Origin of the sequence: Cognatundibacterium griseum (assembly GCF_014284195.1) — a bacterium.
Lineage (GTDB): Bacteria > Pseudomonadota > Gammaproteobacteria > Burkholderiales > Burkholderiaceae_D > Undibacterium > Undibacterium griseum.
Genome location: NZ_JACOGC010000002.1, coordinates 656,424 through 676,864, shown reverse-complemented (window position 1 = coordinate 676,864; position 20,441 = coordinate 656,424). Strand labels below are relative to the sequence as shown.

14 protein-coding genes are annotated in these 20,441 nt (G+C 54.1%); 1 reads left to right on the top strand and 13 read right to left on the bottom strand.

The features are described 5' to 3' along the window. Positions 1 to 33: 33 nt before the first annotated feature. Together H8K27_RS07465 and H8K27_RS07460 are read right to left on the bottom strand one after the other, a co-directional pair. On the bottom strand, positions 34 to 1,851 hold the full coding sequence (locus tag H8K27_RS07465; RefSeq protein ID WP_186862521.1) for an acyl-CoA dehydrogenase: 1,818 nt from the start codon (positions 1,849 to 1,851) through the stop codon (positions 34 to 36). Positions 1,852 to 1,938: 87 nt separating this feature from the next. Further along, complete coding sequence (locus tag H8K27_RS07460; RefSeq protein ID WP_186862520.1) at positions 1,939 to 3,117, bottom strand: acetyl-CoA C-acyltransferase; 1,179 nt, start codon at positions 3,115 to 3,117, stop codon at positions 1,939 to 1,941. Between the two features lie 412 nt (positions 3,118 to 3,529). On the opposite strand from H8K27_RS07460, the gene H8K27_RS07455 reads away from it, so the two are divergent. Continuing rightward, positions 3,530 to 5,194, top strand: coding sequence for an MFS transporter (locus tag H8K27_RS07455; protein WP_186862519.1), 1,665 nt, complete (start codon positions 3,530 to 3,532; stop codon positions 5,192 to 5,194). Positions 5,195 to 5,296: 102 nt separating this feature from the next. Here the strand turns inward: H8K27_RS07455 and H8K27_RS07450 are convergent, their stop codons facing one another. The 11 genes from H8K27_RS07450 to H8K27_RS07400 form a co-directional block, all read right to left on the bottom strand. Continuing rightward, complete coding sequence (locus H8K27_RS07450) at positions 5,297 to 6,208, bottom strand: LD-carboxypeptidase (protein WP_408058419.1); 912 nt, start codon at positions 6,206 to 6,208, stop codon at positions 5,297 to 5,299. 27 nt (positions 6,209 to 6,235) lie between these two features. Further along, complete coding sequence (tadA, locus tag H8K27_RS07445) at positions 6,236 to 6,766, bottom strand: tRNA adenosine(34) deaminase TadA (RefSeq protein WP_230419001.1); 531 nt, start codon at positions 6,764 to 6,766, stop codon at positions 6,236 to 6,238. Positions 6,767 to 6,787: 21 nt separating this feature from the next. Further along, complete coding sequence (queD, locus tag H8K27_RS07440; RefSeq protein WP_186862517.1) at positions 6,788 to 7,231, bottom strand: 6-carboxytetrahydropterin synthase QueD; 444 nt, start codon at positions 7,229 to 7,231, stop codon at positions 6,788 to 6,790. A 7-nt stretch (positions 7,232 to 7,238) separates the two neighbouring features. Then, complete coding sequence (gene queE, locus H8K27_RS07435) at positions 7,239 to 7,874, bottom strand: 7-carboxy-7-deazaguanine synthase (protein WP_186862516.1); 636 nt, start codon at positions 7,872 to 7,874, stop codon at positions 7,239 to 7,241. 392 nt (positions 7,875 to 8,266) lie between these two features. Next, positions 8,267 to 8,635, bottom strand: a complete 369-nt coding sequence (locus H8K27_RS07430; protein WP_186862515.1) for a hypothetical protein — start codon at positions 8,633 to 8,635, stop codon at positions 8,267 to 8,269. Between the two features lie 59 nt (positions 8,636 to 8,694). Then, positions 8,695 to 9,537, bottom strand: coding sequence for a hypothetical protein (locus H8K27_RS07425; RefSeq protein WP_186862514.1), 843 nt, complete (start codon positions 9,535 to 9,537; stop codon positions 8,695 to 8,697). Then, positions 9,528 to 10,502 carry a hypothetical protein gene (locus H8K27_RS07420; RefSeq protein WP_186862513.1) on the bottom strand — a complete coding sequence of 325 codons (975 nt, stop codon included), beginning with the start codon at positions 10,500 to 10,502 and terminating at the stop codon, positions 9,528 to 9,530. The genes H8K27_RS07425 and H8K27_RS07420 overlap by 10 nt, the downstream gene beginning before the upstream one ends. After that, complete coding sequence (locus tag H8K27_RS16675) at positions 10,490 to 15,226, bottom strand: AAA domain-containing protein (RefSeq protein WP_186862512.1); 4,737 nt, start codon at positions 15,224 to 15,226, stop codon at positions 10,490 to 10,492. The genes H8K27_RS07420 and H8K27_RS16675 overlap by 13 nt, the downstream gene beginning before the upstream one ends. A 76-nt stretch (positions 15,227 to 15,302) precedes the next feature. Continuing rightward, on the bottom strand, positions 15,303 to 16,442 hold the full coding sequence (locus H8K27_RS07410) for a hypothetical protein (protein WP_186862511.1): 1,140 nt from the start codon (positions 16,440 to 16,442) through the stop codon (positions 15,303 to 15,305). 253 nt (positions 16,443 to 16,695) lie between these two features. Beyond that, the gene (locus H8K27_RS07405) at positions 16,696 to 18,555 is read right to left on the bottom strand and encodes an ATP-dependent helicase (RefSeq protein ID WP_186862510.1); all 1,860 of its coding nucleotides are present in this window, start codon (positions 18,553 to 18,555) and stop codon (positions 16,696 to 16,698) included. After that, complete coding sequence (locus H8K27_RS07400) at positions 18,552 to 20,426, bottom strand: ATP-dependent nuclease (RefSeq protein WP_186862509.1); 1,875 nt, start codon at positions 20,424 to 20,426, stop codon at positions 18,552 to 18,554. The genes H8K27_RS07405 and H8K27_RS07400 overlap by 4 nt, the downstream gene beginning before the upstream one ends. Positions 20,427 to 20,441: the final 15 nt, after the last annotated feature.

The following is a 20,441-nucleotide window of genomic DNA, read 5'->3' as shown; positions in this document are numbered from 1 at the left end:
TGAAAATATATACTCCCCCTCAGTATATTCAGGTCAAAACCACTGATCCTGCATCTCGTAAGTCGTGCTGTCTATGCTGGCCAGCAAATCCAGTTGCGGATGAACTTTTGGCAGCTCCCAGTGGAAGAAATATTTGCATGCCTGCAATTTACCGGCATAGAAATCAGCATCATGCGCATCCTGTTTATGCAGGCTTAACAAGGCTTGTTCCAGCCAGATCCAGGCAATGACTGCGTGTCCAAACACCTCCAGATACACGGATGCATTCGCCAGCGTCTTGTTCACGTCACCGCAGCCATGCAATTGCTTGGTGACCTGCGCGATACGCTGTAATACGCGTGCCAGCGATTTGCTGTATTCCGCCAGTTCAGGATGATGCGCTGCCTGCAGCATGGCTTTGTGCATGACTTCACCCAGCATTTCGAGTGCGATGCCATTTTCCATCACGACTTTCCGCCCCAGCAAATCGAGCCCCTGAATGCCATGCGTCCCTTCATGGATAGGATTGAGGCGATTATCACGGTAAAACTGCTCGACATTGTATTCGCGGGTATAGCCATAGCCGCCATGCACCTGAATCGCCAGATTATTCGCCTCCAAACACCATTGCGATGGCCACGATTTGGCAATCGGCGTCAGGATTTCCAGCAACAGACTGGCGTGGCGGCGCACCTCAGGCGTCTCGCCTGTGCGCTCATCGTCCACCAGACGGGCGCAATACAGATTCAGCGCCAGCCCCCCTTCCACATACGACTTCTGTGCCAGCAGCATGCGTTTGACATCGGTATGCCGGATGATCGGTAATTGCGGCGCTGCCGGGTCTTTATTCAGCGGGGCGCGTCCTTGCGGGCGATTACGCGCATAGTCGAGTGCATGCAGATAGCCGGTATATCCCAGCATGACCGCACCAAGTCCGACACCGATACGCGCCTCATTCATCATGTGAAACATATTGGCGAGCCCGCGATGTAATGTTCCGACCAGATATCCGATTGCCCCGGCCTTTCCATCCGGACGGAATTTTCCTTCACCAAAATTCAGCAGACAGTTGGTCGTTCCGCGGTATCCCATTTTATGGTTCAGACCGGCCAGCACCACATCATTGCGTTCGCCCAGCGAACCATCAGGATTGACCAGGAATTTCGGTACGATAAACAGACTGATGCCCTTTACTCCGGGTATCAGTTTTCCGTGTTCATCCGGCACTTTAGCCAGCACCAGATGCACAATGTTTTCTGATAACTCGTGCTCCCCTGCGGAAATCCACATCTTGTTGCCGGTCAGCCGGTAAGTACCGTCCGGCTGAGGTTCAGCACGGGTAACGATATCCGACAGGCTGGAGCCAGCCTGTGGTTCTGACAGACACATCGTGCCAAAAAAACGCCCCTCCAGCATCGGCTTGACAAAAGTCTCGATCTGTTCCGGCGTACCGCATTTCATGAGCGTGTTGGCATTGCCGATCGTCAGGAAAGGATAAGATGCAGTGCCGACATTGGCACCTTTAAAGTAAGCAAAACCGGCTTTTTCAACCACACACGGCAACTGCATGCCGCCGACGTCAAAATCCTGTCCGGCTGCCAGCAATCCGGCTTCACAAAATGCATTCAGCGCCGTTTTCACCTCAGGAATAATGTGCACCTTTTCACCATCAAAGTGCGGCTCATTCTGATCGTTCTTTTTATTGTGGGGAGCAAATAAATCGGTCGCAATCTGCTCGCAGGTATCGAGAGCTGCATTGAAAGTTTCGCGGCTGTGCTCAGAAAAACGTGGACGCTGATTCAAAGATTCGACATTCAGCCATTCGTAGAGCAAAAATTCAAGATCGCGGCGGGAAAGGATTTTGGATTGCATGGCAGCACACAGAAAAAGTTGAAGGAAACCAGACGCGTTTCATGCGGTCAGATGAGCCGACCGCATGAAACTGGCCACGAGTGTACGTCAAACAACTTCAAACAGGCCAGCAGCACCCTGACCGCCACCGATACACATTGTCACCACCACGTATTTCGCACCGCGGCGCTTTCCTTCGATCAGCGCATGACCAGTCAGACGGGCACCCGATACACCGTATGGATGTCCCACTGCAATCGCACCACCATTCACGTTCAGACGATCCATCGGAATGCCGAGCTTGTCAGCGCAATACAGCACCTGTACTGCAAACGCTTCGTTCAGTTCCCACAAGCCGATATCCTCCACTTTGAGACCGGCTTTTTTCAACAACTTCGGAATTGCAAAAACCGGACCGATACCCATTTCATCCGGTTCGCAACCGGCAATCGCAAAACCACGGAAAATACCCAGCGGCTGCAAGCCTTTTGCCTCTGCCAGCTTGCTGTTCATCACCACCGCAACCGATGCGCCATCAGAAAACTGGCTGGCATTACCCGCAGAGATCACGCCACCAGGTATCGCGGTACGGATTTTAGACACGCCTTCGAGCGTGGTATCGGCGCGGATACCTTCATCAGCGGAAATGGTCACTTCTTTGCTGACCAGCATACCGGTTGCCTTATCCGCCACGCCCATTACAGTCGTCATTGGTACGATTTCAGCATTGAACAGCCCTGCTGCCTGCGCTGCGGCTGCCCGCAACTGGCTCTGCACACCATACTCATCCTGACGTTCACGTGGAATACCGTAGCGTTTGGCGACTGTTTCTGCCGTCTGCAACATCGGCCAGTAGACTTCCGGCTTGTGCTGTTTCAGCCAGGGCTCGACGATCATGTGCTTGTTGGCTTCGTTCTGAACACAGGAAATAGACTCCACGCCACCCGCCGCATAGATATCGCCTTCACCGGCAATAATCCGCTGTGCCGCCAGCGCAATAGTCTGCAGACCGGAGGAGCAGAAACGATTAACGGTCATGCCTGCTGTGGTGACCGGGCATCCGGCACGCAATGCGATCTGACGCGCGATATTGCTGCCGGTTGCACCTTCCGGCGTGGCACACCCCATGATGACATCCTCGACTTCAGCAGCCTCAATTCCGGCACGCTCAATCGCAGCTGCCAGAACATGACCACCCATCGTGGCGCCGTGCGTCATATTGAAAGCGCCTTTCCAGGATTTTGCTAAACCGGTACGGGCGGTAGAAACGATAACTGCATCATTCATGTGGTGTCTCCTGTGGATGAATTGGAATACTTGAAATACCTGGGTATTTGACTACTTCAGAATACGACTAAAACGCTTTTTCTCAGCAACATCAGTTGTCATCGGCAAACATAAAACTGCAGTTCGGGCTATGCAGATACCTGTCTAGGCTTATCTGCATACCCTGCCATACGCATGACCTGAAAAGCAGAATAGCATAATTTAGTACGACCGTTCGCAAATTTTTAAATCTCATGAGAAATCGTTGCTTTATCGAATAAGACCGACAAATCCGTAAGTTTCTGTAAGTTTCAAGAAAGCATGTTGTAAGGTTCAGCACACACACTCAAGTTGTGCAAAAAATGTCAGAACAACTATTCCTCATACTGACACGCTTTGCCAACACACTTTAAAACATAATCAGGAGACAAGCATGGCGACAGCACCGATTGCAACGTCAAGCGGAATGACTGCGGAAGAACGCAAAGTAATTTTTGCGTCCTCCCTCGGAACCGTTTTTGAATGGTACGATTTTTATCTATACGGCTCTCTGGCAGCCATTATTGCCAAACAATTCTTTGCAGGCACTGACCCGAATACCGCCTTTATTTTTGCTTTGCTGGCATTTGCTGCGGGCTTTATTGTGCGTCCTTTCGGCGCGCTGGTTTTTGGTCGCCTCGGTGACATGATTGGCCGCAAATATACTTTCCTGGTCACGATCCTGATTATGGGTGGTTCGACTTTCTGCGTCGGCATGCTGCCCGGCTATGCCAGCTGGGGAATTGCTTCACCGATCATCCTGATCTCACTGCGGATTCTGCAAGGTCTTGCACTGGGCGGTGAATACGGTGGTGCAGCAACTTATGTGGCAGAACATGCACCGCATGACAAACGCGGTGCTTACACTGCCTGGATTCAGACGACAGCAACACTGGGACTGTTCCTGTCCCTGATCGTGATCCTGAGCACACGTTCCGCTATCGGTGAAGACGAATTCGCGGCCTGGGGCTGGCGCGTGCCATTCCTGGTTTCCGTCTTCCTGCTGGCGATTTCTGTCTGGATCCGTTTGTCCATGAATGAATCTCCTGCATTCGCCAAAATGAAGGCGGAAGGAAAGACGTCCAAAGCGCCGCTGACCGAATCTTTCGGCCAATGGAAAAATCTGAAGATCGTTATTCTGGCGCTGGTTGGCCTGACAGCAGGTCAAGCCGTTGTCTGGTACACCGGTCAGTTCTACGCGCTGTTCTTCCTTCAGCAAACTCTGAAAGTAGATGGCGCAACAGCCAATCTGCTGATCGCTGCATCACTGGTTATCGGCACACCGTTTTTCATCGTGTTTGGTTCGTTATCCGATAAAATCGGCCGCAAACCGATTATTCTGGCAGGCTGCCTGATCGCTGCAGTGACTTACTTCCCGATTTTCAATGCGCTGACACACTATGCTAATCCCGCACTGGAAAACGCACTGAAGAATGCACCGGTTGTGGTGACTGCTGATCCTGCAGATTGCCAGTTCCAGTTCAATCCGACCGGCACCAAAAAATTCACTTCCTCCTGCGACATCGTCAAAGCCAAACTGGCGGCGGCATCGGTCAACTACTCCAATGAAGTTGCTCCCGCCGGCACTGTAACGACAGTCAAAGTCGGTGAAAAAGTCATCACTTCTTTCAATGCAACCGGTTTGCCAAAAGAAGAAGCGGCAGCAAAAGATAAAGCATTCTCCAAAGAACTGGCGGATGCCATCAAAGCTGCCGGTTATCCAGCCAAGGCAGATCCTAAGCAGATTAATCAGCCTATGGTTCTGGTTCTGCTGGTGATACTGGTGATCTACGTCACCATGGTCTACGGTCCGATCGCGGCAATGCTGGTGGAAATGTTCCCAACCCGTATCCGCTACACCTCCATGTCCCTGCCATACCATATCGGCAATGGCTGGTTCGGTGGTCTGCTGCCAACCACTGCATTCGCGCTGGTTGCATTCAAGGGCGACATCTACTATGGCTTGTGGTACCCAATCATCATTGCGCTGGCGACATTCGTTATCGGCGCATTGTTTATCCGCGAAACCAAAGACAATGATATTTATGCTGCAGACTGAAACCTGCCCCAGCGATAGCATCGTCCAATAAGAAAGCCGCCCGATGGGCGGCTTTCTTTATAATGAATTGGCATTTTTGAAATATGCACTACGCATGCATCGCTACCACTGATAACACATCACCAGACTAGCAATACCCTCTTTCGCCGTCAATCTGGCCTGGCTGCCAACAACCAGTGTGGCACGTTCGCGTATATGCCCAAATGGCAAGCCCGTCAGTACAGGACAACGCACGAGACTGCGCAGATAAGTCAGCATCGCCGCAAAGTCATAGCCATTATCATGCTCGGCCAGACGATAACCAGAAAAATCCCCCAACAAAATGGCTTTTTGTTTTTCCAGTATTCCCGCGTAATGGAGTTGCAATAACATCCGCTCAACCCGGTACGGATGCTCGCCGATATCTTCCAGAAAAAGAATCCCATTCTCCGGCGCCGCCGCATAAGGGGTGCCAACAACATGCGCCAGCATCGCCAGGTTCCCACCCCACAACACGCCCTGCACATCAAGCTCCGGCACTGTGTCTGAAGCAAATTCAACCTGATGCCGGCTGGAAGACAGACAATCGGCGAACTGTTTCAACGTGTATTCATCAGGATTATCGCGCGTGTAATCATCGCACAACATCGGTCCGGCAATGCTGCAGACACCCCGCTGAAGCAACAGCTGATGCATCAACGTGAAATCACTATACCCGGTGAATATCTTTCCGCTCTGCGCCAGCAAATCCAGATCAAGATAAGGCAGCAAGCGGGAAAAACCATAACTGCCACGCAAAGCCATCACAACCCGGATTTGAGGGTCAGATGCCGCCGCATGAATCTGACGTACCCGCACTTCATCTGTTGCGCCAAAGCGCTGATATTTATGTTCCGGTTCATAGTAACTATGCACTCTGAATCCCTGCTGCCGCAACAAATCCAGCCCCCGCACTACCGCGGTTTCATTTAACGGTGCACCACTTGGCGCCACCACGGCAATATCAAGCGGTTGCTTCAAAACTGGAAGATTCAATGTCATATCAATCGAAATCGGGAAAAGTCAGAATATATCCGACGGTATGGTGATACCGGCTTTTTTCTGCTGCGCCAGCAACCGGCGTTCCGCAAAAAAATCCCTGAGTAAAGCAGAACACTCTGCTGCCATCACCCCCGTGGTTATACGGGTATGATGATTGAGTTGAGGTTGCTCAAAAATATTCATGACTGAACCAGCCACGCCGGTTTTCGGATCACTGGCACCGAAAATAACCCGTGAAAGCCGGGCATGCATCATCGCACCAGCACACATAATGCAAGGTTCCAATGTCACAAACAACTCACATCCTGGTAACCGGTAGTTTCCCAGCAATGCTGCGGCAGCACGTAAAGCCATGATTTCGGCATGGGCAGTAGGATCATGATTGGCGATCGGACGATTATGGCCTGTCGCAATCACGACACCCTCTTTCACAATCACAGCACCGACCGGTACCTCGCCCAAAGTCCACGCCAGTTTCGCCTGTTCGCAGGCGATTTGCATAAATTCCCGGTCGGAATCCAGAGGCAAAGAAAATTCATTCACGTCGGCCATGGCTGATTTGTGCAGTGAAGATCAGCCGTCAATCTCTGCCCAACAGTTCGGCGTTTCATACAAGGTGACTTTGGTCAGACGCAGACTGCGGCCAAACCGGTCGTGGTACACTTCTTTTAAAATATCGAAAGCAATTTTCGCCAGATTTTCCACTGTCGGTACCCGATCAATGACGACGGTTTTATGTCCTGGCAATTTTTCCAGAAAATTTTTGATGATGTAATCCTTCTCGTAAACGATAAAGGAGTGATCCCAGAGATTGACCAGATGCTGATTCGCCAATGACTTGATATCGCCAAAATCCATAATCATGCCGTTATCGGATTCACCGTCCTGCTGCACCACCTCGCCGGTCAGCGTGATTTGCAAAGTATAGCGGTGACCGTGCAAATTACGACACTGGCTGCTGTGATCGGGAATACGATGACCTGCATCGAACTCCATTTTTCGGGTAATCGTTAACATGTAAAACTTAAGGAATTTGAAGGAGTTTATGTGTCTGCAAACTCAGCTTCCACTGCGGATGCTGTTTGCAGAAATCAATTGCGCGGCGCAGATTATCATCTCGGAATGGGCCATCCATCGCCTGCACGAAGTAATGTTCAAAATCAAGATTGGCATATGTCGCCATGTCCTGCCCGATTTGCGGAATAACAACCTTGAGTTCATTGCCCTTGCGAACCACGAGTTCAGAACCCATTTTGGGACTCACGCATATCCAGTCCACGCCATCAGGTACAGGCAGCGTGCCATTGGTTTCAATCGCAATTTCAAAGCCCACAGCGTGCATAGCATCGATCAAAGCCGTATCGAGCTGCAACAACGGTTCGCCGCCCGTGAACACCACATATTTACTGGCGGTATACGATGCTGGCCAAAGCGCATTAATTGTCGCTGCCAGCTCTTGCGCCTCTTTAAATTTTCCACCACCGATACCGTCAGTACCGACAAAATCAGTATCACAAAACTGGCAAATCGCTGAGGAACGATCTTCTTCTCTGCCAGTCCATAAATTGCAACCGGAAAAACGGCAAAACACCGCAGGGCGACCGGCATGATTGCCCTCGCCCTGCAAAGTATAAAAAATTTCCTTGACGCTATATGTCACGTCTTATTCCCACTCAATTGTAAATGGCATGCAAAGACCCAATACCGGCGCGGGTTTGCTCAAAACCTTTGATTTGAATACCATGATGAATACCATAGAAAATCAGTTTCCCTGATTTAAGAATAAATCAGCCAAACCGCAAATGATACCACAGCCGCTGACTCAGACTAAACAACACATTTTAGTCTGATGCCAGCTCCGCGAGTCAATCAGGATAGCTCTAATTGTTCAGACAGATATCCTTGATCCAGTACCAAGTATGTTGCCTGCTGTTTGAACGCAGGGAAAGAGTACGTCTTTGCTTGGTCATCAAACACCTCTCCATGGCGAGCATTTTCGCCCAAACCAGTTTCCGGGTACATTAAACCATTACAGAATTAATGAGCGCGGGACTATCTCACGCGAAATACTAAAGTCTTACTTGTTCGCATTGCCTCAGAGAGAGTAACTTCAAGGAGGTCAAAAATTGCGAGAACGTAGTCCTCGCTGCCTCCTTTATTTAGAACATCGTCGACCTTGGTATGCAGATCTGCCTGGATTTCAAGTGGAATGAGCGTGCTGAAGTTCGGCTCAAGCGCACCCGCAAAAAATGTGGCATCGAGATTTTCCAATACCGAAAGCGCCTCTGCCGCGATGGCACTGTTGAGTGGTAGCGAAGCGACGGGGGAGCGGCCTTGCAGAATTGAAAGCAGGACATCTCCGGTTGGCTTGCTCGGCACTTGATCGGCAGCTAGCTCGTAGCACTCAATGATAATTCCCATCGTCTCTCCTCTACTCCACGTATTCCCGTATTTTTACAAATGCCTGGCTGGTCCCTGCACTAACGCGGCTTAGACCGCATAGCCGATAGGAGCCAATGGATGTCCGCATAGGAGTTCTCCAACTGTGCCAGACTAAAATAGGGAATGCTCCGATTCGCGGCAAGCAGCAACGCCGTTGTTGCATGATCAAAGAAGTCCAGGGCGAAGAGTTCCGTATTGGCGCTACGCAACCAGCGCTTGAGCTGCTTAGCGATATATTGTGTACAGATCTCGTTGCGGGTAATGATGGCCGACGCCAGTCTCTCTTGATCACCGGAAAGGACAGCGTGCGCAATTCCAGACCAGGCGCCAGCGAATGCCCGGTCTCGTGGAATGAAAGCGTCCGACAGCAGCAGATTATCCAGGTTGGAAAGAGCCGCTTCGTACGCGTTTCGCTTGGCCTGGAGTAGCAGGACGATGGCCTGCCATTGAAATGCTTCGAGACCGGCCTGGGGACGCAGTTCAACCTGCGGCGTGGCCTTGTGCACCAAACGCACGATAGTGTGCTCATCACGTTGCAGTAACGCCAGAACTAGCCGCAAGATCAAGTGGCGCGGCGGGTATACGATGGGTGGAATCGCTTCGACCCCGTCTTCATCATAACGATAGATGAATAAGCGTTGCACGAAATCATCCTTGTTTCTCAACGCATAGGCTGTCGCGATGCCGTTTGCCACTTGGTCGAGTATGGCGAAGTAGGAGTAGTCCTCGGGATTGCTACTGTAATCGACTAAAGCCATGCGAATGCATCGCTGGTAATAGGGTAAATCGACCGGCTGTTGATTCAGAAATTCTGCTACTGCTTCGGTAAGCTTGGCATCCGGGAGCTTGTACCTCATAAAGGTGCTGATGTTTAGATCCATTTGATATGTTCCCTCTCGGACGTAAGGTCTGCTTGAAACGGATTAGTGGAGATGACTTTAACTTGACCACGCGCGGTTATGTACAGGAGCCGTTTGCTAAACGCAGCATTCTGGATCAGGAAGCCGATTTCCTTCCTCAGTTTCTGGACGTCACTTCCGTTGTGGCTCTTTGCATTGGACATGTAAATAGCTCGCGACACAGCATACGCCAAATCGGTCTGACTGATTCGGTTTGCGGTGGTGGCGCCTGCGGCAAGCACATTGGGTTTACTCTGAGTAGGATGCGGATTGGCGTCACCGAAAGTACTGCCCCCACCCTTAGCCTCAGCAACGATGACGATCGGATCGCAGCCTTGAACTTCCACCACCAGGATCTCATTCACGTTGTAAGGTCCGGCGCACCGGGCGTAAAGCAGTTGATTATTGGATCGAGTGACCGAGTATTTGGTGCTGCCGACCGCCGTCGCCGGATTGAAGTGGCTGCCATATAGATCCCGGCCGGCCAAAGCGCACATCTGATAACGCGCAGAGATCGATCCTACCTCCTCCGACGCGCTGCGCTTGTCCCCCAGGGTTGCCAGCGTGCCGGCGCTTTCTAGTGTTTGGGCGCACTTGTTGAAAGCGCTTATATCTTGAGCGGTCCCCGCGATCTGGGCGAATGGAAAGGCCTTGATGAACCAATCCGCTCCAAGCTGCATCGCCTCAAAAAAGGCGAAGCCGTCAAGAACACCGGCTTGCTTTGCCTTAAACAGGCTATCCCTGGCTGCTGTACACAAGTCGACTTTATCCCCCGCACTCGCCTTACCACTGCAATATAAATTCAACTCCCTCATAAGCTGGGTTGCTATGAAACGTCCGTCCTGCAAGGTGGCTGCACTGCCCAAATCGTTGAGCAGTTTGGTGATCTTCACGGCGGGATTGAGCCCACCGGCTCCAGATCGGGGATAGCTGCTCAGTCCTGACATAGCGGATCATACGCTCCGGGCGGGGAAATCAGTTGCGGCGCCTCCGATGCTTCGCTCTGGGCATTTGCCATGGCTCGGTTCAATTCGGTCATATTGGACCAGATTGCATCAGGTAAGACGTGCTTGAAGTGGGACGGACCCAGTAGCTCAACCAGCCACTCAAGTACGTCCCTTGGCGTCGAAAGGCCATTCTCGATCTGGGTCAACGAACGCTCCAGTTGGGTGCTGAAGTCCGCCTTACCGACCTTTCCGACACCTTCGTAGTCGGCGGGGAATTTGGGTAAGCCGAGCAATTCGGCAATCCATACGCCAGCACGACTCAAAGAGAGCGGCTTGCCGGGACCACTAGGCAGCACGATTTCGCGGTCGATGAGGGATTGTAGCGAGGAAGCGAGCGACGAAGGCTTGCCAATACCCATTCTCTGGCAGAGGTAAAGCAGCTCGTCCAAGGTCAGACCTGCTTGCGGCGCTTCGCTGCGGCAATTTCTTGGCTGGACCTGCCGCAACATCGCCAGCTCTTGCAGAACCTCCGGCGAATTGGGCCCTTTGTTCAACTCGCAGAGGAGTAATTCTTCGTTACTAACCCCGTCGAGAGGCTTATAGAACTCAGAGGGAAGCCCTTCAAGAGCCATGCCGGTGAACTCGATGTCGCCATACCCATGAAGCCTTCCGCGTACCGTGATCCGTCTGTAGGTCGCCGAAGTGCATTCCAAGGCTTCGAACCACATCCAGATCAGCCGATAGATATTCGCCGTTTCCACATCCTCGGTGGTCGCGCCAATGAACAAAGTGTCCGGCGTTTTGGCCCGATCCAGCGGCAGGACCGGAGGATGTCCAGCACCTTCATACCGGATTTCGATCGGATCGATCGGGTCGGCTGGAGCCTGCGGACACTGGGCCCAGCTGCCCTCATAGAGCGCCTGCAGCCGTCTCATGGTGGTGCCAGGTGGCATGGCATAGCGCCGCCATGCGCCGGCCAACAGTTCCACTGTGCCTGCCCCAGCGATGTCGGCGGGCAGGCGATCCTCCGTGACATCCAAGACTGTGAACTCAACGTTACAAGAGGGGGATACCTGTCCTACCGTCCATTGCGGGCCCAGCGAACCGAGAATTCGCCCCTCCAGGGACCGCCCACCCAGGTCAATCCTTACCCAATGCGAGTACGGAGCAGCTGCTTTGCGACCTATCTCCCCGGCAACCAGCCCCAGAATTCCTGCCTGTACCCTGCCCAGCGTCTTGCTAGTCGTCTTGAGTTTATTGGTGCCATCCATTGCCCCCAAATTGGACCAGAATTGTTCTCGACTCAACAAGTGGCTGCGCACGCCCTTATGATTCAAAACATTGTCGAGATAGGCGCTCAGGTAGCGTGTCAACATCTGGTCCGCGACCTCGCGAGTGATTTCGGCCAGGACTCTCGCCTCGTCCACTCCCTCCGTGGCACGCGTAATGGCATCCCGGATGCCGCCCGGTGTAATTGCCCCCATGCGCGCCCGCTTAACCGGCAGACCTTTCGCATCAAGGCCCGTAAGCCTGGAAGCCTGCCAGGCTATGTAGTCGCCCATACGATCATCGTCGGTAAGCAACAGCACACTCTCAACAGATTGCGCCGCCTGCGCAATTCGTTTGATCACCGCTTCCGCCCCACTCCGCAATGTCGGACGGGGTGCCAGTCCGGCACGATCGTCAACGCCCTCCTTTAGATCGAGGGACCATAGAGATCCCCCAGTCGCCTCGACGCGGAATTCCTTGCCGAGAACATGCCTCAGAGCCACCAGCTTGCCCGGCGCCTCGATTATTGCTAAGTGCCTTGGATAAAGTGGCTTGGCGACTAACTTGAGGTAGGCACCTAACAGGATAGAGGGCGGCAGCCCTTGTAACGCTAGATCCTTAAGTTGGGTACCCGGCTTGACCTCGGTGACCAAGAATCGATCCCGGTGGCCGAACACAACGAGCGCATGCTTGGCCCGCGAAGCGGCAACGTTAAGCATGGCCCCGTTGCCATCCATGAACTGGCTAGGCATCTGCTCGGGGCCTTCAACGAGGCTAAAGCAGATCACTGGGCGTTCGGCGCCCTGTAATTTATGAACCGTGCCGATCACCACGTCCTTGACATGCTGGGAACTGGGGCAGCACTCGCCTAGGGTTCCCATTCGGCGGGCTCGATCGAACTCCTCCTTGAGCCGCTTGGCCAGATATTCCGATTGCGCTCTATATGGCGTTAGCAAGGCAAGTACAGCATCGATAGTCTTTCCCTCCATGCCGGGGTTACCGGTCAGTTTAGGCCAAGCGCTGAGAACCCATGAAACGATCTCCTCCGCCTCTGCTACGTTGCAGAAGGAGCCGCTGCCCACCTTGCTGGGCCCCTCTTCCAAGGCAACCCACGAAAGCGGTGGTGGCCAGAATCCATCCTTGGTCTTGGTCCGCGTGCGCAGCACCCCGCCATAGGACAGGTAATTGCAGTATTCGATGATGGGCGGCGCGCACCGGTAGTGATAACGCAGTGTCACGCCATCGTCATCAGGGTCCCGCCAGTGAGAAACTAGGCGCGCAGCGCGCAGCATGCTGCCGCCGGCGACGGACCTTCCGGACTGGATCAGGGCATTACGCACCTCAGTGTCCTCAGTGAGGCCGGCCACAATGGCGGACTCCCCGACCACATCGACCGACCAGATAGGATCGAGTTGCTTGATATCCCCGATGAACGCTGTCCGTTGGGCGAGCCCTAACAGGCAGGCTCCCAGTTCGGGCGAAACCATGCCGGCTTCGTCGATCAAGAGCAAGTCAATCAGTCCGATCGCCAAGCACCCGTCCGGCTGATTGCCGCCCGCTGCAGGCTCGGTATTGCACCAAGTCGGCGTCAAATGGCAGGTCGCGACCAGACAGGGCGTCAGCATGCACAAGCGGCGGAGCTGTTCCTCCACATTTTTTGGATGACGAGAGAATAGACGGGTTCGCTGGGCCAGGAGGAACCGCCCCTCCCAATAGCGGGCGGCGAGGTGAAAGGCATCGGCCCGCCACAACAGGTCAATCAGATCATCCAGCGCGTCGATGTCGCACCGCCCATGCTCGGTTGAGGCGCGTTCGAGTGCCGTCAGGCATTTCCCCGCGATCTCCACCCTATCGACATGCCAGTGCTCGGCACACTGGCCGATCCGCGCGCGCGCGCGCTTATGGAAATTTGTCCGCGACTCCGGGTGCTCAGAATAGGCCTTAGCATGAGCAATAACCGTCTCCACATGCGTGTGGAGATCGCCGTGCACGGCGGCCACCGCATCCTCCAGCCGAGTAAGTTGTATATCTGGATATTGCGCCCGGGCACTCTGGAGATAAGACACTTCGAATTCCAGTGCCCTTGCTGGATCGAGGACGTCCGATCTACCGACGAAGGCATACAAGCTACCTGTTGCCGCCTTCTGAAGGCAGATAAACTGCTTGGTAACGTCCTTGCTGTCGTCCTTACCGTCCTTTTTCAGTTGGGACTGAGACGGCAGGTAGGCTCCGTAGCTCGGGACATCCGGAATCCACCGGCGGGCTATCAACAGCTTGTCGTCGAGATGCGGCGCCTCGCCAAAGGCGCCGATCACATTGGTCACGGATTGGTTAGTGGTGCCGCAAGCCAGGACGATTGGACAAGGCGCTTGGTCGAGCGCTGCCTCTACCCACTTGCTGGCGACAACAGCGCGCAACATCGACGTCTTGCCGCTGCCAGGCGGACCGTTGACGGCCTGAACCTGGCCGGACTGCAGGGACAGTATGGCACGGGAGGCACGCCGCTGTGTGGGATCGAGCGGGAACAACTCGCGTTTTCCGCCGCCGTAGGCATCCATATGCCCGAAAGTTTGACGATAGCTGATAGGAATGCGTTCGGGCGCGACGGCCGAATTCCCGGTGCCGCAAAAGGTCGGATAGCATCCAAGTGCCTTGTCCCCCCTCTCAAGACGGCTGATCAGTTCGGCATACACTGCATCCAACTCACGCACTGCGGCATTGGTTGCACCCTCTTGGGCAAAAACTTCGACCCGAAGCGCCCAGGTTTGCTTTTCGTAGGCTGGCAACTGACTGCAGGCCCTTTGTTCGAGCATCGCGAGATCTTCGGCATCAGTCGCCCGAAGTAATGCACCCAAACAGGTATCCCACCAACTTTGCCAGCCTATGTTGAGCTCCTCATCGGCACCGAGCTTGGCAAGGGACTGCAGAAGTTCAGCACTGAACCGGCCAAAGTCACCAACGTCGCAGTCTTCGCCCATGGGGTAGAAGCACCGAGGGTTGGCGATCGGGGCAGTATCCGACGCCGCAGCGAGCCAAAATTGCTTGTCTTCGACGACGGCTTGGGCTGGGACTGCAAGGATCGGGTACCGGCGGCCATCGATCACGTCATTGCGCTTTCTCATAGGCACGGCAGAAAGTACTGCCATGGCGTAAATCGGCTTTGCGCCACCTCCCTCTTCGCTGCTGGTCAACAGATCGATCTGTCTCCTGGGAACCTCGGACGGCTCCAGTCGGCCGATGAGCTTAGGGCCCTTTCCATTTACGATCTTGGCAAAGGTCCCCATGTCCACATGCAGGAAGGCCTGTCGGTAATATCTCGCCAAGAATAGCGGATCCACTGCAGGAGACCTGGGAGCGACGTAGAAATTCGCCGGCGCCGGCTTCGGCAGAGATAGCGACACCGCGGGTTTCACACGTGCGGTGTCGGGCTCCGGCGCCGCAACGATAGAGGACACGGCAGACTCAGAGCACGCCAATGGCCTTCCGATGGAAGATGGAGCTTTGCGCAGGTTGTAGAGAAAGCGCAGAAAACTAGTGATCATCTACTTCCTCATTTCCTCGAAGTGGCGTCGTACGATGCAATCGGCCCGCGCTCCAGACAAACTTCTGGCTGCGGTTTACTTTTATGGACAAGGCGACCTTGGTACCCGGCGTCATGCCGACCGCAACGAGCTGCGTTTCCTTGACGGTGCAGGAGACGTTGTCCCCTTCGTAAGGAGAGGTTGTGAGTATCACTTCCGCTTCATGCTTGTCAAAATAGAGAGTGGGCTGCGAGAGGACCTCCCCTTCCACCCAATCGGCGACAATGATACCGGGATCGCCGGCCACGCCGCGGGGTCGAAGCAAACGGTCGATTCGTAGTTTCGAGTTTTTGTTTTTGCTCAGTACCACTAGGAAGTGGGTAACGCGCGGCTTTTCTCGGTCGATGAGTGCCCCCTCCTGCTCGGTAAAGATTTCCTCGTAATTCCCAGGAATCCATCGGTCTCTTGAGGCGGCCGGCTCAACATGGGGAATACATGCCCGGCGCAGTAAGAGGGCTGGCATAAACACCAGAGCGGACATTGCCGCCCCTGGGTAGCAAACCTCTGTCCAGACACCTTCACCGCCCTCATCTCTTGACCACGCGCCCAGCGAGGCCAATATGACGGGGGCCTGGGTCTCAACCTGCGACTCGAATACATCAGCGGGCGACATCGTCTTCAAAGTCGTCGCCACGTACTCCTTGCCGTCGTGAAGGATGTCGAATTGGATCGGGATTGATGCCAGGATACGACCGATGTTTTGTTTTTTGAGAAGCAAGCGAGGCAGTCTGACGACCTCTACTTTTCCGTCTTCCACGGGGAAGCTGCCATGCTGATCGTCCCTCAGGGGATCGATACTGCCATCGTAGTCAAGGATAGCCTCCCCGTCAACGTGCTCCATCGATTGAGGACGACCATCGATGTGCAACGAATCGACATTGCAGAAGCCTCCCTTGCGAATCAGAGTAGCTTTATGGGGACCTAGGGGAAGCTGGAGATTGCTTGGCGGGTTGAACCAGTTCGCTCCCTTCGGTACGCCGAGCGCCTCGTGATCTTGGACTTCACAGTAGATATAAGGCTTGTCGTTTCTGGTTTGCCGTATCTCCAGTAGCGTCACCAATGCTTCGAACTTATCCTGATTGGCTGCCATCTTCAGACCCGCCGATGTACCAGGAGGGATGGACTGTTCTCGATGGATGTCGGCCAGTCATTACCGACCGAAAAGATCAATTCGGATGGTGCTCCGCCGCCATGGGAACGGTGGCCGATATGGTTGCGGCGGTACTCGCCGCTTATCCCAGCTTTGGTCCGATCAAGTAGGATAAAGCTCCATACCCTCCCAGAGGAGCCCTGAAATGCTTTGCTTTTACTGGCCATGTTAAGAATATCTGTTACCTTTACTCTCATTGATTGAATCCCGCTTCTCGAATAAATCGAGAGGGTAATTGTCTTCTTCGATCACCCCATGGCATCATCCTGGTCACCGGGTAGGAAAGATAAAGTAACCTCTTCGATCGAGTTACCGCCACAAACGCGTTACGGCGCTCTTCGAGAAGTTCGCGCCCCGTCGAGGAACGGTAGTCAGGGAATGAGCCCTCAGCCATTCCCGCAATGAAAACTACGTCGAACTCCAATCCCTTCGACGAGTGCACCGTTAGCAAAGCCACGCCTTCCCGGCTCGCCTTCTGCGTCGCCCCGAGAGCTTTGCTGCTCATGAAGCCGGCGATAGTCTGGGTTGAGGAATCCGAACGAAGATATTGGTCCCACTCCTGCCTGAAAACCTCAACGTCTTCATAGATCAAAAGCTTCTCGCCCTCATCCAATGTGTCGGCATAGCCTGTCAAAACGGCAAAGGCTGGCATCAAGTCTAAACGTGCAGTATTCCGCAAAACGCTGGCAACAGCAGCAACAACAGCGGTGGCCCTGCCACTGACGCTGCCTGTTACGGATGCCATGGAAGCGAGAGCTTTGGTGGCGTCGTTGGTCGCACCAGGCTCGGATACCTTCCACTTCTTCGCCAATGCTGCGAAATGCAAGCGATCCCGCGGATTAGCAACCACGCGCAACGCAAGCTGAAAATCATCAACCACCTCGGATTCGTTCTCATGGTTGGCGGTCAGGCGCTTGTAGAAGGGGATCGACCGCAAGCGCAGCTCTTTTTCGATGGCAAGTAAGGCGAAGCGCGTGCGCCCAAGGATCGCGCACTTCGACGGCTCAATGTCGCCTTCCACATCGGGATGGCCGTTATCAAAGAGGGCCTGAATCTGATCAACGATACGCTTAGCCTCATCTTCCTCATCGTTGCCCACGATCAATTCGGCAAGACCTTGGATGGGCAATTGGGCTGCGACAAGGTAGTTCGAATCCAGCGAGCGTGCCACGTCGACAACAGATTTCGACGAGCGGAAGTTTTCCGTCAGGCCGACAAGCTTAGCGCTGAACTCAGCTTTGAAACGGTCCATGTATTCTGGGCTCGACGTATTGAACCCATAAATGGACTGCTTAGGGTCGCCGACCATCATCACGTTTTTGAACGACTCCCCGCATAACGCGCAAATCACCGCATACTGTGCTTCGTTAAGGTCCTGCGCTTCATCGATGCAGACAAACTTGTAGAGCCGCTGGTAGAACTCGGCGAGCTTGGGATTGCCGCTCAGCAAGCGGTAGGCCAGCAGAAGCAAGTCATCGAAGTCGTAAGCGTTGCTCGCCCTCAGTTCGTTGTCATAGGCCTCCAACACGCGGCGCTCGATATCGTCTTCGATCACAGCGCAGGTAATGGGGTGCGCCTTGATCCACGAAATGCCTTGCAGCCATGCATCGACCCGCTTTCCGCGAGCCTTGGCGTCGCCTTCCTGATCCAACTCAGCCTCCAGGGCTGGGTCTTCCTTGATCGCGCTGAGCAGGATTTCCTTGCGGTCCTTGAACTGCTCGAAAATGTTGGGCATACCTTCGACGCCAACTAGCTTTCCTCGCTCAGTGAGCAAGTCCAGGCAAAAGCTGTGAAGCGTGCCTATGAACGCGCGTTGACGTGCGTCGCCCAAGTCTGCCAATCGTTCCCGCATCTCGTCGGCCGCTTTGTTAGTGAAGGTCAAAGCCAGCACGCGAAAATGACCGGGCACGTTCGACAGGAGAGACCGAATGCGCTCGGTGAGAACTCGCGTCTTTCCAGAGCCGGGGCCAGCAACGACCAGCAAAGGTCCATCTACGTGATCGACGACGGTAGCCTGCTGGCTCGATAGGCGAATATTGCGTTGTATTGTCATGGCTTTGTTCCCCCTGCTTTGACCAGTCCGTGAGCTGCGCCTATGGTCTTAAATAATCTATCAATCGTTGAAGGAAACCTTCTCGATGGGTCGGCATGCCCCACGATCTGATGCGCCAACGGCTTAGCTAGCCGGGTTTTCTGCCCCTTCATGGCATCTGCAGCCGCGCGCTCCCGGCCGCCAGCGCTCTTGTAATCTCGGCTTCCTTTGTCCGTACCGTCTTTGTACTTGCCATAACTGAGCCCGTGATTCTTGGCGATGAACCCATCCAAAAAAGCATCCTCGCCCGATACAGTATTGAGCGCAGCTTCAATTTCGACCATATAGCCTTCGGCAATGAGCTGAGTCTCGAAGTTATTTCCACTAGGAAGAACAACGATGTTTGGCGACTTTGCCGACTCTGGAAGGTTGGCCTTCTTTAACTCGTCTTCGAGATTTTTCAGCGGCTGGACTTCACCATCTGCGATCAGATACCAAGGAATGTCCAAGTTATTCGCAAGCCATATGAACGGGAAGTAGTTCGTGCCGTTTGCCCTGGCAAAACTGAAACCCAGCTCGTGGATGGACGCTCCCCAATACTCTTGAGCCCAAATCGGCAAGGCCTGCTCTTCAGTCTGCCCCTCAAAGAGCACCAACGCCCGAGCGAAGAGGATGTCTCCGCGCGAGTCAATGACTGATTCTTGGACCTTGCGCTTGTCGTCTGCCTTGGTCAGCTTTGACACGTCGAGTTTCGACGCCATTGTGTCGCCGCCCTTCTTGATGAATAGCCGAAGGTCTTCCAATCGCGCCTGGCCTGCGAAATAAGGCGAATGTGTGCTGACCACGCGCTGCCCCGCGATGGCCTTGATGTGACCGAACAACGAGCGTTGCGCTTGAGGGTGCAAATGCGACTCAGGCTCTTCTAGCGCGAGGATTGAATGTACCTTGTCGCCGCCACTGGTAGCGTGTGCGTGACGCCACGAGACGAACGCGCGAAAGACCAGAAGCGAAGCGAGGCTGCGAGTGCCCATACCATGGCGCGCGAGCGGAAATGATTGAGCGCCGGATGTCGAGAACGAAACGTCCACGCCCTTGGATAGATCGCGCAACTTACGGGCAACCGGCGCGATGTCGATCCCCGCACTGTCGGCTGAAACCACCTTCTGCAAGTCCGCCAGATTCGTTTTCAAATGCTGGAGGATTTCGCTTTTTTCCACGATTGTTTGGTTGATCCCCGAGAGAGCCGTTTCGAGGTCGGTCACATCTACCGCCGACAAGCCAAGATCGTCCGTCAACCGCCGCCAGAACGATCCCGGCTTGCGAAGGTCTTCGTCGAGATCGCGCTTTGCGTCGATGAAATGCAAGGCAATCGGTTCAATCTGGGCCGCGCGAACCGGCGTGGCCTGGACTGGCGTATCGATCCAGTTCTTAAACTCGCGCCACTCCTTGAGAAAGTTGCGCTCAACGACATACTCTGCCTTCGAACCGCTCCACGAGAGGCTTGTTCGAATGGGGGCAAACTCATAGAACTCGACCGGATCGAGCGCGATTCCGCTGCCCCACAACGCTGTCCAAAAACTTCCCTCTGGAAACTTGTCCGTCACTGTGCCATCGGCACCTATTGGCCTCACACGAAGATCAATAGTGACTTTGCGCTCTTTAGGGGCAAGCGCCTCGCCATGGGCAAGCCGAACGTCGTCCTGGCCAAGAACTTTGCGCCCCGACCCGATGGCCGCAAATATGGCGTCCAGGAAGCTGGTCTTGCCCGCGTTGTTGGCACCGATGAGCACCGTGAGGTCGCCAAGCTCGACCTCGATATTGGCAAGCGAGCGAAAGTTGCTCACACGAACATCGGTGATTGCAATCTCGCTTTGCGTCGAATAGATCGTCATGATCCGCCCCTGAAC

Coding starts and splice junctions, on each gene's coding strand:
- H8K27_RS07460 (WP_186862520.1), bottom strand. CDS start 3,117: ATGAATGATGCAGTTATCGTTTCTACCGCCCGTACCGGTTTAGCAAAA.
- queD (WP_186862517.1), bottom strand. CDS start 7,231: ATGTTAACGATTACCCGAAAAATGGAGTTCGATGCAGGTCATCGTATT.
- H8K27_RS07410 (WP_186862511.1), bottom strand. CDS start 16,442: ATGGCAGCCAATCAGGATAAGTTCGAAGCATTGGTGACGCTACTGGAG.
- H8K27_RS07425 (WP_186862514.1), bottom strand. CDS start 9,537: ATGGATCTAAACATCAGCACCTTTATGAGGTACAAGCTCCCGGATGCC.
- H8K27_RS07455 (WP_186862519.1), top strand. CDS start 3,530: ATGGCGACAGCACCGATTGCAACGTCAAGCGGAATGACTGCGGAAGAA.
- tadA (WP_230419001.1), bottom strand. CDS start 6,766: ATGGCCGACGTGAATGAATTTTCTTTGCCTCTGGATTCCGACCGGGAA.
- H8K27_RS07400 (WP_186862509.1), bottom strand. CDS start 20,426: ATGACGATCTATTCGACGCAAAGCGAGATTGCAATCACCGATGTTCGT.
- H8K27_RS07465 (WP_186862521.1), bottom strand. CDS start 1,851: ATGCAATCCAAAATCCTTTCCCGCCGCGATCTTGAATTTTTGCTCTAC.
- H8K27_RS07420 (WP_186862513.1), bottom strand. CDS start 10,502: ATGTCAGGACTGAGCAGCTATCCCCGATCTGGAGCCGGTGGGCTCAAT.
- H8K27_RS07430 (WP_186862515.1), bottom strand. CDS start 8,635: ATGGGAATTATCATTGAGTGCTACGAGCTAGCTGCCGATCAAGTGCCG.
- H8K27_RS07405 (WP_186862510.1), bottom strand. CDS start 18,555: ATGACAATACAACGCAATATTCGCCTATCGAGCCAGCAGGCTACCGTC.